The organism is Streptomyces sp. NPDC002958, assembly GCF_055563255.1.
In genome coordinates, this window is the sequence record NZ_JBVHDS010000007.1 from 75,600 (window position 1) to 89,789 (window position 14,190).

Consider the following 14,190-nt stretch of genomic DNA (forward strand, 5'->3'; position numbering starts at 1 on the left):
CACATCATCGGTGTCAGAAAGGGAATTCCGTCCGGCCGTGCTGGATGGACATCCACTTCTGGGTGGTGAAGGCATCCACGGTCGCCTCACCGTTCAGCCGGCCGATCCCGGAGGACTTCTCACCACCGAAGGCGACCAGTGGATCGTCCTGGACGGTGGAGTCGTTGACGTGGAACATCCCGCTGACGACGCGCTGCGCGAACCGCACCCCGCGTTCGGCGTTGCGGGTGTGCACGGCTCCGCTCAGCCCGTACGGGGTGTCGTTGGCCATCCGTACGGCATCGTCCTCGCCGTCGAACGTCACCAGCAGCGCCACCGGGCCGAATATCTCCTGGGACAGCAGCGGGGAGCCCTCGGGCAGCCCGGTGAGCACGGTCGGTTCGACGAGGTTGCCGCGGGTCCGGCCCCGTACGAGCGCCGTGGCCCCCTCGGCGAGCGCCTGGTCGACCAGAGCGGTCAGGGCATCGGCCTGGAGGGTGTTGATGACCGGGCCGATCTGGGTCGCCGGGTCGCGCGGGTCGCCGGTCTTCAGCGCGGCCACCCTGGCGGTGAACTTCTCGGTGAACTCCCGCTCGACGCGGCGGTCCACCAGGATGCGGTTGGCGGCCATGCAGACCTGCCCCTGGTACACGAAGCGGCTGAAGACGGCCGCGTCGACCGCGTAGTCGATGTCCGCGTCCTCCAGCACCACCAGGGCGCTGTTGCCGCTGAGTTCGAGGATCGTCCGCTTGAAGTGTCCGGCGGCCATCGCGCCGACGTGGCGGCCGACCCGGTCCGTGCCCGCGAAGGAGATCACCTTGGGGACGGGGTGCTCGATGAACGCGTCCCCTATTTCGGCGACATCGGTGATCAGGACATTGAGCAGTCCGGCGGGCAGCCCGGCGTCCTCGAAGATTTTGGCTATCAGTCCGCCGCCGACGACCGGGGCGTTCTGATTGGGCTTGACGACGACCGCGTTGCCGAGCGCGAGGGCCGGTGCGACGGACTTCATCGCCGCCAGGAACGGGAAGTTGAAGCGGCTGATCACCCCTATGACGCCGACGGGCCGCCGGTAGAGGCGGTTCTCCTTGCCGTCCACCGCGGAGGGCAGGATGCGGTCCAGGGGGCGCAGCGCCTGACGGATCGCATCGCGCAGGAACTCCTCGGCGACCCGGACCTCGTACTCCGCCTTGAGACGGGTGCCACCCAGCTCGTCGATGATCGCCTCGACGATGCTGTCGCGCAGCTCCTCGGTGACGCGCAGGGCGCGTTCCAGGACGCGGCGGCGCTCGTACGGGCCGGTGGTGGCCCAGGACCGTTGGGCGCGCTCGGCGGCGCGGTAGGCCAGGTCGACTTCCTGCGCGGTCGCGATGGTGATCGCAGCGAGCTTCTCCCCGTTGTAGGGATTGAAGTCGATGATGTCCCACGAGCCGGTTCCGGTCCGCCACTCACCGTCGATGTACTGGTCGGCCAGCTCGTAGAAGAAGGACATGCGATCCCTTAACTCAGGTGCAGACTCCCGTCGAACCGTCATCGTACTGATGAATCAGGTGAGTTGGAGTAGACCGCGGAGCAGATCGCGGCTCTCCTCGGGGCCGGGGCTGTCCTCGTGCAACCGCGTCATGGCCTTTTCGTACTGAGCGACTTCTTCGGCCTTGTCCAGATAGAGCGCACTTGTCAGCTGCTCCAAATAGACGATGTCCGACAGATCGGATTCCGGGAATCGGAGCATCGTAAACGAACCGCCCTCTCCCGCGTGCCCACCAAAACTGAAGGGCATCACCTGAAGAGTGATGTTGGGCTGTTCCGACATTTCGATCAGATGTCGCAGTTGCGCGCGCATCACTTCCCGGTCGCCGTACGGCCGGCGCAGCGCCGCCTCGTCCAGTACGGCATGGAAGCGGGGCGCACGTTCGGAGACGAGGGCCTTCTGGCGTTCCAGCCGCAGCGCGACGCGACGGTCGATCTCGGCGGCGGGCGCATCGCCCATGCCCCGGGCGACGACCGCGTGCGCGTAGGACTCGGTCTGCAACAGGCCGTGGACGAACTGGACTTCGTATACCCGGATGAGCGATGCCGCCCCCTCCAGACCGACGTACGTCTGGAACCACCCGGGCAGCACATCTCCGTAACTGTGCCACCAGCCCGCCACATTGGCCTCACGGGCCAGGCCGAGCAGGGCGTCGCGCTCCGCCTCGTCCGTGACGCCGTAGAGCGTGAGCAGGTCCTCGACATCCCTGGCCTTGAAGCTCACCCGTCCCAACTCCATGCGGCTGATCTTCGATTCGGAAGCCCGGATGGAGTAGCCGGCCGCCTCACGCGTGATCCCGCGCGAGTCGCGCAGCCGCCTGAGCTGCGAGCCCAGCAGGATGCGCCGCACCACAGATCCACTCGACTCGCCTGCCGCCACTAACCCGATCCTCCCCATCGCTTCCTGGACACCGGGGCTCCCCCTGAACCCCAAGTGCCGGATTCTGCCATCAAAACGCTTCAGCCCGTACTCATTCGATTACGGAGACGAGAGGACTTCCAGAAGGCTACGAAAATACACGCAGGAAGAAATGACCAAGAACCGGCACGGGTTCGGACAGGTCCGGCGCGTGCACGTGCATCTGCCCTTGCATCTGCCCTGCGCATTCGGAACCATGGCCCTCGCGCACCTGCGTGCTCGTTCGTGTTGTGCCGCTGTACCCCGCAGTACCGATACAGCCGCGAATCCCGGGAGTGCCTCGCATGGGGACGAATGGATCGACGATGCTCGAGCCGTTACGGCAGGGGCTTCCCCCCATCGATCCCTCAGCCGTCTCCGGATCGGCCACCTGCGTCCTGCCCGCCCGCTACGAAGCCGTCGGCGGGGCACGGCAGTTCACCAGGGCGACGCTGAACGGCTGGGGGCTGCACGAGCGCTTCGACGACGTCGCACTGGTCGTCTCCGAACTCGTCACCAACGCCCTGCGGCACGCCCTGCCCGCGGACACCGCACCGGAGCCCCAGGAGCCGCCCGTACGGCTGCACTTGATGCGCTGGAGCTCGCGGCTGGTGTGCGCCGTGCGCGACCCCAGCCAGGAGAGCCCCATCGCCTCCGAGGCTCCCGACTCCGCGGAGTCGGGCCGCGGCCTCTTCCTGGTGGAGTCCTTCAGCGACTCCTGGGGCTGGTACCCCTCCCCCGTTCTGGGGTCGGAGAACTCGAACAGCGCGGCGGCGCCGCGCGGCAAGGTGGTCTGGGCTCTGTTCCGGCTGTCCGACGACGTGTGACCCGTCGGCCGCCGCGGGCGGCCGACGATTGTCCGACGGATGGTCAGCGAGTGGCCGGGCGCCGGCCCATGGGAAACGAACCCGCGGGAAACCGACCTGCGGAAACACCAGCCCCGTGGACGCGGTCAGGCGCCCGCTATGAGGTGGTCGAACTCCCCGTCCTTCACCCCGAGAAGCAGCGCCTCTATCTCGGCCGGCGTATAGACCAGGGCCGGCCCGTCGGGGTGGCGTGAATTCCGCATCGCCACATCCCCGCCGGGCAGTTTCGCGAACTCCACGCAGGATCCCTGGGAGTTGCTGTGTTTGCTCTTCTGCCAGACGACTCCGCGAAGCTCTGTGGCCGCCATGCCGTTGTACACGTGGTGCACAGGACGCTCCCCGAGTTGCAAGGTGCAAGTGTCAACTGTCTCGGATCATAGCTCTGTTCAAATCTCCCTGCATGAGCATATGCATGAGCGGATGCACGTGCACGCGGGGTGTTCCCTCGATTACAGATTCAGACGCAGGGATAGACGTACAGAATGCCTGTTCGGCTCCGCCTGCACCGAGTTGATCAACCCATCCCCGGCGGCGCGCGGTGGTAACTCGGCGCGGTCTTTCGTCGGCAAGGGGAATTGCGCATGCACGAAGTCGTACGTACCGGTGCCGCAATCATCGCCGGACTCGTCACCGCGTGCGATCCCGTCGGGCCTGCCGGGCCTCCCGGACCCGCCGCCCCCTCGATCCGCTCAATCCGCCTGACCCCCGGGCGGGTTCGGCCTGGTCGTCCCGTCCAGCCCCCGGGAGAACTCCTCCAGGGCTTCGAGGAGAAGGCCGGCCCCGTTCCGTACGAACGGGTCCGCCTCCCCTTCGCCCGTCCGCTGCCACGCGTCCCACTGCGCCAGCGCCTCGCGCACCTCCGCCCAGTCCGGCACGCGCCGTTCCCGCACCTCCTTCGCACCCTTCTCGGTGGCCCGGCGCAGCGCTTCGGCCAGGCGCGCGGCGGCCGGTACGGGGGTGGCGCTGCCGCACGGGAGGTGGGCCTCCAGCAGCATGGCGACCCGGCCGAGCTGGGAGAGGGCGTGCTGGGCGTCGTCGGCGGCGGCGCGGGAGAGGCCCCGGTTGCGCACCGGTTCGTACTGGGCGGTGGTCAGTGCCTCCTGCCAGGCGACGCGGGCCTCGCGGGTGTCGAGCAGGGCGGAACGGACATCGTCGTGGCCACGCTCGGTTGGTTCGGCGTACTGGTCGACGACCGAGGCGGCGTACCGGCCGTCCGCCTTCAGCCAGTCGCCGAGCCTGCCGCGAAGTCTCGGGGTCTCCCAGGCCGGGTAGGCGGCGTACGAGATCATCGCGAGGAGACCGCCGACGAGGGTGAGGACGACCCGTTCGAGTACGGTCTGCGACCAGTCGTCTCCCGCCATGCCGAGCAGGAAGCAGACATACGCGGAGACGCACGCCTGGCCGACCACGTACCCGGTGCGCATCAGCAGATACATCAGCAGCGCGCAGAGCACGGAGAGCATCGCGGCCGAAGTCACATCGGGGCGGGTCACCTGGACGATCGCGGTGGCGAGCGAGACCCCGACGATCGTGCCGCCGAAGCGGGCCACGGAACGCGCGTACGTCTGGGTGAACTCCGGTCGCATCACCATGACGGCCGCCATGGGCGCCCAGTAGCCATGACCGAACGGCAGCGCGGCGCCGATGAGGTATCCGACGGCGACGACGACGGATACCCGGACGGCGTGCCGCAGGATCGCCGAGCCGGGGCGCAGTTCGGCACGCATGGCCTTCACGACGCCGGGGACCAGCCGCAGGAGGGTGGGACGGCGGCGGTGCGGGGCGGCGGGCACCCTGCCCCCGGTGGTCTTGATCGTCTCGGCCGCCTCCTCGGCCTCGGCCTGTTCCTCCTTCGTCCCCTCGCCCTCGGCCGTCTCGATGACATCGGAGAGCAGCGCGCCGAGCCGGTCGGCGGCGCGGCGGGACGGGCCGGTGAGGATGGTGCCGGTGTCGGGGGTCTTCAGCGCGGCGACGGCGGACGGGGAGAGCTTCACCGGGTCGCCGTGGCGGATCGCACGGGCCGCCGAGTCGAGCACGGATGCGGCGGCGGCGAGGAGCTCACGGACCCGGTCCCGCTCCGGCCCCTCGGACGGAACGCCCATCGCCGGATCGGCGAGCGAGGCGAGCACCGGCCTGATCCGTTCGGCGACACCGCGGGAGCCACGCAGCTCGGGCGGTCGGCGCCGGGCCTGACGCGGGGTGACGGCAGCCGCGCTGCGGGCCGTCATCAGCGGTACGGGGTCGAAGGCGGCGAGCGCGTCGTGGCGCAGCCGTCGGGCGTAGTCGGCCTCGGCGGCCAGGGCATCGGCGAGGGCGTCGCGCTGGGCGCCCCATCTGCGTACCGGGAACAGGACGATCAGCGCCGCCTGCACCACGCCGCCGAACAGGATCATCAAGGCATGCACGGTCGCGTTCGCGACGGAGGAGGGCAGGGTGACCGTCACCAGCATGATCGCCACGTTGGACGACGCGATGAGGCCGCCCGTCGGCCCCGCCGCCCAGGCCAGGCCCGCGAGGAACGTCCAGAGCACCAGCAGGGCCAGGAACAGCGGCATGTGGGAGCCGGCGAGATAGCCGAGGAAGGTCGATACGGCGAGACTCGCCCCGGAGACCAGGGCGAGGACGGGCCGGGGGCGCCAGCTGCGCTGGAACGTGGCGATGGCCGCCTGGAACGCGCCGAACGCGGAACTCGCGGCGATCACCGGCCCGAAGAGCGCGAGGCCGACCCCGAGCACGAGCGCGAGACCGGCCGCTCCGCGGATCGCGATGAGTGGTTCGAGACTCCGCCGCTCGATCGCAAGCCCCGAGCGGGCGGTCTCCCTCAGCGCCCGGAGCCAGCTCATGCCCAGAGCCTAGCCGGAATCACCGATAAGCCCGAGTCGCCGAAATATATAAGGTTTATGAGATTTCTACCGGTTTCCACGACGACCGTGGATCTCCGGCCCACCCCCGCCCATCCTCGCCCGATCGGCGGCGGCCGTTCCATGGGTCCATCCGTCGAGGTCCGTGGCGCCCCGGACCCGCGTGGTCGTGGTCTCGGGGAACATCCGCTCGGCGGCGTCCGTGACGGCCATGTCGCGGGCGGCGAGGACCGGGAGCAGATGGGGGGCCGCCGCCCCTGCGGCTTCGGATCCGGATTCGGTCTCGGCCTCGGCTTCGGCGTCCGCAATGACGCGGGCGGTGTCGGCGGCGAGCCGGCTACCCAGGCGCTGGGCGTACGCCATCAGGAAGGACTGCCGGAACGTCTTGGTCCGCTTGCGTCCGCCGGCTCGCTGGCCCGCCTCCGCCTTCGTCATCGCCACCGTGCCCTGGACCAGCAGGGAGGTGTACAGCAGTTCCACCGCCTCCAGGTCCGGCTCGAAGCCGACCACCGTGGAGAAGCCGAGGTCGCTGTTCCACACCGCACGGCAGCGGTTCGCGGAGGCGACCGCGTCGAGCAGGATCGCCTTCGCCGTCTCGTACGGGGCATCGACCCCGATCCGGCACGCCCCCGGCGCCTCCTTGCTGTGGGTACGGGCGGCGAGCAGGGCCTCGTCGATGGAGTGCCGGGCCATCAGCTCCTGCGCCTTGGTGGTGAGAGCCTCCGCCTCCTCGGGGAAGCCGGTCGCCTCCGCCTTGGCGAGCAGGGCGCGGATACGGGTCAGCATCCGGGGTTCGTCGTGTGCGGGCGGCAGGTGGAGTCCGTGCGGCGAGGTGCCGGGCGGCGGGCCGACCGGTTCGATGGCGGGGAGCCGGAGCAGCAGCCGGTACAGGCCGAGGAGGGCGGAGGCGTAGGAGAAGCGGTCGGGCCGGTTTCGGGGCGGCGCGGCGGGGAGCCCGTCGAGCTGTGACCGCCAGCAGGGCGGCAGTTGCTCGTACCGTCCGGTCTCCGATGCGATCAGCCCGGCGGCGAGGCCGACCGCGGTCTCGTCGAGTTCGCGGCGCACGATGCGTACGACATCGGCGGGCTGCCAGCCGCGCTCCCAGGCCCGGCGGACGAACTCCTCGCCGCGCCGGAACAGTTCCGCGTCGGCCGTCGGATCGGCGGCGAGGAGGGAGGCTCCGGTGTCGAGCCCGGCGTCGCCGTCAGAATAAAGGGCTGCCGCGAATGCCTGGTCGATCACCGGTTCCATGAGGTCAGGGTAGGCAGGGCGGTGCGGCAGAGTATGCCTGGCCCTACCTGGTGAACGGGCCCTGGTGGTCGCGCCTGGTGGTCGTGATCTCCGGACGCGGAAACGGTTCGACCGACGACATGACTTCCCCGGGGCCGTCCACAGCAAAGGCCTGCCGCAGGCTCGCTCATCCACACCCTGTGGATATCGAGCTCCTGCACGACCTCCGGGCGCTCAGCCCGGTGGTGCGGGACGAAAGGAACGGTGCGCACGGCGGCCCGGACACCACCGGAGCACACAGCGGCCCGCACGCCGTAGGAGTGGACGCGCCCGTCGCCGAGGTGCACCGCGTCGTCGCCGAGGTGCGCCACGTCGTCGGCGAGGTGTGCCCTGGCCCTCACCGGGGACGACCGCCGCCGCGTCGACCCGGCCACGGATCGTGACGCCGAGAGGCTTTGCCGCACGAACGAGAGGTCCGGCCCGCTCGTACGGGACCGGGCCGGGCGACGCGCTTAGTCCATCCAGCCCCACCCGTTGACGATGTGTCTGCTTTCATCCTTTCATCCAGGTTTCGCATGATTTCATCTCGCCATGGAGGCGATCAAGTGATGGCTGCAGACCGACAGCAGGACACGAAGACACGGGCGATCACGTCGCGGCGGCGCGTACTGGCCGCTGCCGCACTCGCACCGATGCTGACCGCCGCGGGGCCGGCCGCCGCTCACGCCCTGCCCACCGGGACGACCGGGGAGGGGCACGGCAGACTGGTCAAGCCGGTGCCGACCGTCCTTGCGGACTGGGCGGGCGTGGCGAGAGCACTGGGGCGCGACGGCAACATGCTGCGCGGAACGACCTACCACACGGGCTTCCCCCGGCGGGACCTTCGTGTGGTCTCCGACGGCGTCGTCGTCACCCCGGGGCTCGCGCTGGGCACGCATGTGGCCTTCGTCCGTTACGCCGACGGCAGCACCATGCTGATGGGCGACGTGGTGGTCACTGAGAACGAACTGCAGCGGGCGACCGACGCCTGGCAGGCCCACGGAATCGAGCAGACCGCGCTCCACAAGCACCTGCTCGCCCAGACCCCCGACATCTGGTGGATCCATGTCCACGCACACGGCCATGACCCGGTGGCCATGGCCCGCGGCCTGCGTGCCGGATTCGACCGCACCGGCACCCCGCCCGCCCTGCCGCCCGGTCCGCCGGTCCCGATCGACCTGGACATCGCAGGAATGGAGGCGGCGCTGGGCACCAAGGGTTCCAGCGAGGACGGGCTCTACAAAACCCTCTTCGTCCGCCGCGAGACCATCGCGGACGGCCATCTGATCCTGCCTCCCGGCCTGGGGTCGACCAGCGCGTTCAACTTCCAGCCGTTGGGCGGCGGCCGGGCCGCGCTCAGCGGTGACTGCGCGATGCTCGCCGACGAGGTCCAGGACGTGCTGAAGGCCCTGCGACGCGGCGGGATCGAGCTCGTCGAGCTGCACAACCACCATCTGTCGGAGAGCCCCCGCCTGTTCTTCACCCACTTCTGGGCCGTGGGCGACGGCGTCGAGCTCGCCCGCGCGCTGCGCCCCGCGGTGGACGCCACCAACGTCGTACCGCCCGGCTGAGACCGGCCGTTCCCACCGATCCCGCCCATTGATCTCGCCCATCGATCCGGGCGAACGCACCGAACCCGCCGCACCGGCCGTAACGGGCCGCTGGACCGATTGCGCCGGTCCAGCGACCCCGGCTGTCGAATCTGTTCTGCATATGGACCAATCGGCCCGGAGTGGCGCGTGCCTGTGCGGGTGACCGGGCACCCATGTCCCGTCCAGCCCGCACATTCCTCGAACCACCCGTCAGATTCCTTCTCTGGAGCTCCGTATGGAACCAGTCGCCGACGCACGGCACTGCCCGTTCGACTATGCCGAGGCCCTCGAATTCGACCCGGTGCTCAGGCACTTGATGACCGAAGAACCCGTCTCCCGCATCCGGCTGCCGCACGGCGACGGCGAGGCATGGCTCGTCACCGGCTACGACGACGTGCGCACGGTGACCACCGACCGGCGCTTCAGTCGCAGCGCCATCATCGGCCGGAACTTCCCGCGCATGACCCCTGAGCCGATCGTTCAGGACGAAGCGATCAACGTGATGGACCCCCCGGGCAGCAGTCGACTGCGCAGCCTGATCTCCAAGGGCTTCGCACCTCGTCACATGGAGCGCATGAAACTGCGTACCCAGCATGTCGTGGACGAGTTGCTGGACCGGATGGAGGAGCACGGCGCCCCCGCCGACCTCTTTGCGCATCTGGCGGCCCCGCTGCCCCTGACCACCATCTGCGAGGTCCTCGACATTCCGGAGGCCGACCACGCACAACTGCGCGCTCACGCACGGACCATGATGGACATCACCGTCGAGAACCGGGACGACGCGGTACGGGCCAAGGCCGGTCTCCGCGCCTACTTCCAGGAGTTGACGGCGCAACGGCGCGAGAACCCGGGCGACGACCTGATCAGCGCGCTGGCCACGGCTCGCGACGGGGACGAGATCCTCAACGACCAGGAACTGACCGTCATGGCCATGGTCCTGCTCATCACCGGCCAGGACACCACCACGTACGAGATCGGGAATATCGCCTACACGCTGCTCACCAGGCCCGCCGAGCTCGCCATGCTGCGCGACCGCCCCGACAAGCTCCCGCAGGCCATCGAGGAGCTGCTGCGCTTCATCCCCTTCCGCAAAGGTGTCGGCATCCCTCGTGTCGCTACCGAGGACGTGGAACTGAGCGGGGTGACGATCCGGTCCGGTGACATCGTGCATGTCTCCTATCTGACGGCCAACCGCGACGGCCGGAAGTTCGACCGGCCCGACGAGCTGGATCTGGAACGCAACGGTCCGTCCCATATGACCTTCGGCTGGGGCGGTCACCACTGTCTCGGCGCCCCGCTCGCAGCCACGGAGCTCCAGGTCGCCATCGGGACTCTGCTGAAACGCTTCCCCGCTCTGAAGCTGGCGACGCCAGCCGAGGAAGTGCGCTGGAACAAGACCTCGATCTGGCGCTATCCCCTCGAACTGCCCGTCACCTGGTGAGCAGGGGCGCCCCGGCAACGCACCGGGAGCTCCGTGCACGGACAGTGACTGTCTATCGATAATGCGTCGCGACAGGGCACCCGGCAACCCGGAACATTTCCGGGGCGCCGTGGTGCCCTGCCGTACATTCCCGGGGCGCCGTGGTGCCGGAACGCCCCCCGGGAGCTGTGCCGCACACCCCGGGCGCTGTGCCGCGCAAGCCCGGGACGCCGGGCGCCCGCTGCGCGTCGGCTCGACATGCGGCTCTGATCCGCCTGCCGTATCGTGATCCCGACGGCCACCCAAACCGTGGCGGATCAGTATCCGCCTACGAACGGCTAGAACTCAGTCTTCGACGGTCGGCCCGTCCGCGCCCGTTCCAGGGGTACCGAACCGGCGCAGGAATCCACCAAAGCTCAGTTTCGCGCGGCACAACACGCGTACGGAGCCGTGGTGGCCACTCCCGCGCCGACAAACACCCCGTATACCGTTCCGGGCCCGGCCGTGTGGACCTATAAGTCCGCTAGGAGGAGTTCCATGGCGGTTCTCTGCAAGCCGGCAATCGAGGTTCCCGAGTACACCATCACCAACGAGGAAACCCTTGATCTGGCTCAACGGTTGCATGGCGACCATCCGCAGATCGACCTGGTCCTTCGTCTCATCGAACACACCGGGGTGCAGAAACGGCACCTGATCCAACCGATCGACAAGGTGTTGCAGCACCCGGGCTTCGACGCCCGCAGCATCACGTACGAGGAGCACACCAAGGCCCGCGTGCCGGCGGTGGTACGCCGGGCACTCGAGAACGCCGAACTGGAGCCGCGACAGATCGACTTGATCATCTACGTATCCTGCACCGGCTTCATGATGCCTCCGCCGACCGCGTGGCTCATCGGCAAGATGGGCTTCCGGCCGGAGACGCGGCAGATGCCGATCGCGCAACTCGGCTGTGCCGCGGGCGGCGCAGCCGTCAACCGGGCCCACGACTTCTGCATGGCATACCCCGACGCCAACGTGCTGGTCGTCGCCTGCGAGTTCTGCTCGCTGTGCTACCAGCCCACCGATCTGAGTGTCGGATCCCTGTTGTCCAACGGCCTGTTCGGCGACGGCATAGCCGCCGTCGTGGTCCGGGGCAACGGTGGCACCGGAGTCCGCCTGGAACGCAACGGTTCCTTCATCATCCCGGAGACCGAGGACTGGATCTCCTACGCGGTCCGGTCCACCGGATTCCACTTCCAGCTCGACAAGCGTGTGCCCGGAACCATGGAGCCCCTCGCCCCGGCCCTGAACGCCCTCGCGGAGGAGCACCAGTGGAACGCCAGCAAGATGGACTTCTACATCATCCACGCGGGCGGCCCACGCATCCTGGACGACCTGAGCCTCTTCCTCGACGTGCCGCCCGAAGCGTTCCGCTTCAGCCGCGCCACCCTCACCGAGTACGGCAACATAGCCAGCGCAGTGGTGCTCGACGCCCTTGGCCGCATGTTCGACGAGGCATCGGCCCTTGACGGTCACCGGGGCCTGATGGCCGGCTTCGGCCCCGGCATCACCGCCGAGATCTCCCTCGGCACCTGGACGACGGACTCCGAGTCCTGAGCCCGCCCCCGGTTCCGGGAAGGGGCGGGGTGGGTGAGGCCCGTACAGCGGCCCACCCCACCCCGGCCCGCCCCGCCCGTCCCGCTCCCCCACCCCCTTGTCAGTGCCGGGTGCCAGACTCCGCACCATGACCGAACGCTGGGCTCTGGCCACCACAGAGACCGGCGGGGCCCTGCTCGCCCCGCTGGACTCCACCGGCCTGCCCACCACCCCGGTCCTGACCGAACCCGACCTCGTGGAGGCCGTCCGCTCCCGCCCGGACGTCACACGCTGGGTCTGGCGGTCCACCGCCGAGATCTACCCGCGCCTGCTCGCGGCCGGCGTCCCCGTGGCCCGCTGTTACGACATCGAGGTCGCCGAGTCCCTCCTCCTCGCCCACGAGGGCCGTCTCGGCGAACCCCGCTCTGCGGCCGCCGCCCGCGCCCGCCTGCGCAACGCCCCCGTGCCCCCCGATCCCCCACCCCGCTCCGCCGAGCCCGGCTCGCAGTCCTCCCTCTTCGAGCCGCAGGCCGGCACGGACCTGCCCTTCGACGACCTGCTCCAGGTGTACGCCGACCAGCTCCGCCGCCACGACGCCACCGCGCACCCGGGCAGGATGCGCCTGCTGACGGCCGCCGAATCGGCCGGCATGCTGGTCGCCGCCGAGATGAACCGGTCCGGCCTGCCCTGGCGCGCCGATGTGCACCGCGAGGTCCTCCATGAACTGCTCGGCGAGCGTTACGCGGGCGGCGGCGAGCCCCGCAGGCTGGCCGAGCTGGCCGACGAGGTGTCGGCCGCCTTCGGCAGACGGGTCCGCCCCGACCTCCCCGCCGATGTGGTCAAGGCGTTCGCGCAGGCCGGCATCAAGGTGAAGTCCACCCGGCGCTGGGAGCTGGAGGAACTCGACCACCCTGCGGTGGAACCCCTCATCGAGTACAAGAAGCTGTACCGGATCTGGACGGCGCACGGCTGGAGCTGGCTCCAGGACTGGGTGCACGACGGCCGCTTCCGCCCCGAGTACCAGCCGGGCGGCACCGTCAGCGGCCGCTGGACGACCAACGGCGGAGGGGCGCTGCAGATCCCCAAGGTGATACGGCAGGCGGTCGTCGCCGACGAGGGCTGGCGCCTCGTCGTCGCGGACGCCGACCAGATGGAGCCCAGGGTCCTGGCCGCGATCTCCCGCGACCGCGGTCTGATGGAGGTGGCGGGCCATGACGGCGATCTCTATACGGCACTGTCGGACCGGGCCTTCCACGGCGACCGGGACCACGCCAAGCTCGCCCTGCTGAGCGCGGTCTACGGCCAGACCTCGGGCGACGGCCTGAAGAACCTGGCAGCCCTGCGCCGAAGATTTCCGCTGGCCGTGGCCTATGTCGACGACGCGGCGAAGGCGGGCGAGGAAGGACGCCTCGTACGGACGTGGCTGGGCCGGACAAGTCCCCCCGCAGCCCAGAGCGGGGACGACGAAGAGGCCGGCATCCCGCAGGAGAGCACCGAACAGCCCCCCGTCGACGGCAGGTTCACCCCTGGTTACGCATCGTCGAACGCTCGCGCACGGGGCCGCTTCACCCGTAACTTCGTGGTGCAGGGCAGCGCCGCGGACTGGGCGCTGCTGCTCCTGGCCGCCCTGCGCCGTTCGCTCGGCTCCGCCGGTCTCCGGGCCGAGCTGGTCTTCTTCCAGCACGACGAGGTGATCGTGCACTGCCCGCAGGAGGAGGCCGAGGCGGTCGTCGAGGCGATCCGGGCGGCCGGTGATCTGGCCGGGCGGACCGCCTTCGGCGAGACACCGGTGCGTTTCCCGTTCACGACAGCGGTGGTGGGGCGCTACTCGGACGCAAAGTAGCACTCCACCCGCGGGTCACCCGGAGCCGGGCGTGCCGGGCCCTCCGCCTTCCCGCTGTTCACCCGCGTCGGGCCCCGAAGCAGGCCCCTCGCCCGAAGCAGGTCCCTCGCCGAACCCGGCCAGCCCGTGGTCGTAGTGCACGGGACGCAGATGCTGATGCCGATGCCGGGCATTGAGCAGATGAATGACGAACGCTGCGATCGCGATCATCGCGAGGACGACCACGACGGTGACCAGGGTGTCCATGCGGTAGCGGCCCCCTTCGATGCGCAGGCCGACAGAGGCGGCTCACCGGGAGCCGTACATATTCAGGCTACTCCGCAGCCCGGCACCCGCCCGGGCAGCGGACCGGACCGC

12 protein-coding genes are annotated in these 14,190 nt (G+C 69.6%); 6 read left to right on the forward strand and 6 right to left on the reverse strand.

Going from position 1 to position 14,190, the window contains the following annotated elements:
- Positions 1-13 precede the first annotated feature (13 nt).
- Together ACZ3IC_RS14965 and ACZ3IC_RS14970 are read right to left on the reverse strand one after the other, a co-directional pair.
- Positions 14-1,471 carry an aldehyde dehydrogenase family protein gene (locus ACZ3IC_RS14965; protein WP_467416224.1) on the reverse strand — a complete coding sequence of 486 codons (1,458 nt, stop codon included), beginning with the start codon at positions 1,469-1,471 and terminating at the stop codon, positions 14-16.
- 54 nt (positions 1,472-1,525) lie between these two features.
- Entirely contained in the window at positions 1,526-2,407 is an 882-nt protein-coding gene (locus tag ACZ3IC_RS14970; RefSeq protein ID WP_467416226.1) for a helix-turn-helix domain-containing protein, read from the reverse strand.
- Positions 2,408-2,733: 326 nt separating this feature from the next.
- Here ACZ3IC_RS14970 and ACZ3IC_RS14975 point away from each other — a divergent pair, with 326 nt between their 5' ends.
- Positions 2,734-3,234: an ATP-binding protein gene (locus ACZ3IC_RS14975; protein WP_467416227.1), complete on the forward strand. Its 501-nt coding sequence runs from the start codon at positions 2,734-2,736 to the stop codon at positions 3,232-3,234.
- A 125-nt stretch (positions 3,235-3,359) separates the two neighbouring features.
- On the opposite strand, the gene ACZ3IC_RS14980 is transcribed toward ACZ3IC_RS14975, so the two are convergent.
- The 3 genes from ACZ3IC_RS14980 to ACZ3IC_RS14990 all read right to left on the reverse strand — a co-directional run bounded on the left by ACZ3IC_RS14980 (position 3,360) and on the right by ACZ3IC_RS14990 (position 7,385).
- A complete protein-coding gene (locus ACZ3IC_RS14980; RefSeq protein WP_467416230.1) occupies positions 3,360-3,602 on the reverse strand; it encodes a DUF397 domain-containing protein in 243 nt (80 codons plus the stop codon).
- A gap of 360 nt (positions 3,603-3,962) precedes the next feature.
- The gene (locus tag ACZ3IC_RS14985; RefSeq protein WP_467416231.1) at positions 3,963-6,116 is read right to left on the reverse strand and encodes an FUSC family protein; all 2,154 of its coding nucleotides are present in this window, start codon (positions 6,114-6,116) and stop codon (positions 3,963-3,965) included.
- Between the two features lie 66 nt (positions 6,117-6,182).
- Positions 6,183-7,385 (reverse strand): DUF2786 domain-containing protein, encoded by a 1,203-nt coding sequence (locus ACZ3IC_RS14990; RefSeq protein WP_467416233.1) that lies wholly within the window; start codon positions 7,383-7,385, stop codon positions 6,183-6,185.
- 179 nt (positions 7,386-7,564) lie between these two features.
- Here ACZ3IC_RS14990 and ACZ3IC_RS14995 point away from each other — a divergent pair, with 179 nt between their 5' ends.
- The 5 genes from ACZ3IC_RS14995 to ACZ3IC_RS15015 all read left to right on the forward strand — a co-directional run bounded on the left by ACZ3IC_RS14995 (position 7,565) and on the right by ACZ3IC_RS15015 (position 13,833).
- A complete protein-coding gene (locus ACZ3IC_RS14995) occupies positions 7,565-7,807 on the forward strand; it encodes a hypothetical protein (RefSeq protein ID WP_467416235.1) in 243 nt (80 codons plus the stop codon).
- Between the two features lie 165 nt (positions 7,808-7,972).
- Complete coding sequence (locus ACZ3IC_RS15000) at positions 7,973-8,974, forward strand: DUF1259 domain-containing protein (protein ID WP_467416237.1); 1,002 nt, start codon at positions 7,973-7,975, stop codon at positions 8,972-8,974.
- Positions 8,975-9,230: 256 nt separating this feature from the next.
- On the forward strand, positions 9,231-10,436 hold the full coding sequence (locus ACZ3IC_RS15005) for a cytochrome P450 (protein WP_467416240.1): 1,206 nt from the start codon (positions 9,231-9,233) through the stop codon (positions 10,434-10,436).
- A gap of 516 nt (positions 10,437-10,952) precedes the next feature.
- Positions 10,953-12,011, forward strand: a complete 1,059-nt coding sequence (locus ACZ3IC_RS15010) for a type III polyketide synthase (RefSeq protein WP_467416242.1) — start codon at positions 10,953-10,955, stop codon at positions 12,009-12,011.
- 127 nt (positions 12,012-12,138) lie between these two features.
- Complete coding sequence (locus tag ACZ3IC_RS15015) at positions 12,139-13,833, forward strand: bifunctional 3'-5' exonuclease/DNA polymerase (protein WP_467416244.1); 1,695 nt, start codon at positions 12,139-12,141, stop codon at positions 13,831-13,833.
- A gap of 15 nt (positions 13,834-13,848) precedes the next feature.
- Here ACZ3IC_RS15015 and ACZ3IC_RS15020 read toward each other — a convergent pair whose 3' ends face one another.
- Positions 13,849-14,079, reverse strand: coding sequence for a hypothetical protein (locus ACZ3IC_RS15020; RefSeq protein ID WP_467416245.1), 231 nt, complete (start codon positions 14,077-14,079; stop codon positions 13,849-13,851).
- Positions 14,080-14,190 lie beyond the last annotated feature (111 nt).

What these genes read in the sequence shown, in the direction of transcription:
- ACZ3IC_RS14965 (WP_467416224.1), bottom strand. Translation starts at nt 1,471, where the DNA reads ATGTCCTTCTTCTACGAGCTGGCCGACCAGTACATCGACGGTGAGTGG.
- ACZ3IC_RS15000 (WP_467416237.1), top strand. Translation starts at nt 7,973, where the DNA reads ATGGCTGCAGACCGACAGCAGGACACGAAGACACGGGCGATCACGTCG.
- ACZ3IC_RS14985 (WP_467416231.1), bottom strand. Translation starts at nt 6,116, where the DNA reads ATGAGCTGGCTCCGGGCGCTGAGGGAGACCGCCCGCTCGGGGCTTGCG.
- ACZ3IC_RS15005 (WP_467416240.1), top strand. Translation starts at nt 9,231, where the DNA reads ATGGAACCAGTCGCCGACGCACGGCACTGCCCGTTCGACTATGCCGAG.
- ACZ3IC_RS14990 (WP_467416233.1), bottom strand. Translation starts at nt 7,385, where the DNA reads ATGGAACCGGTGATCGACCAGGCATTCGCGGCAGCCCTTTATTCTGAC.
- ACZ3IC_RS14975 (WP_467416227.1), top strand. Translation starts at nt 2,734, where the DNA reads ATGCTCGAGCCGTTACGGCAGGGGCTTCCCCCCATCGATCCCTCAGCC.
- ACZ3IC_RS15010 (WP_467416242.1), top strand. Translation starts at nt 10,953, where the DNA reads ATGGCGGTTCTCTGCAAGCCGGCAATCGAGGTTCCCGAGTACACCATC.
- ACZ3IC_RS15020 (WP_467416245.1), bottom strand. Translation starts at nt 14,079, where the DNA reads ATGGACACCCTGGTCACCGTCGTGGTCGTCCTCGCGATGATCGCGATC.
- ACZ3IC_RS15015 (WP_467416244.1), top strand. Translation starts at nt 12,139, where the DNA reads ATGACCGAACGCTGGGCTCTGGCCACCACAGAGACCGGCGGGGCCCTG.
- ACZ3IC_RS14970 (WP_467416226.1), bottom strand. Translation starts at nt 2,407, where the DNA reads ATGGGGAGGATCGGGTTAGTGGCGGCAGGCGAGTCGAGTGGATCTGTG.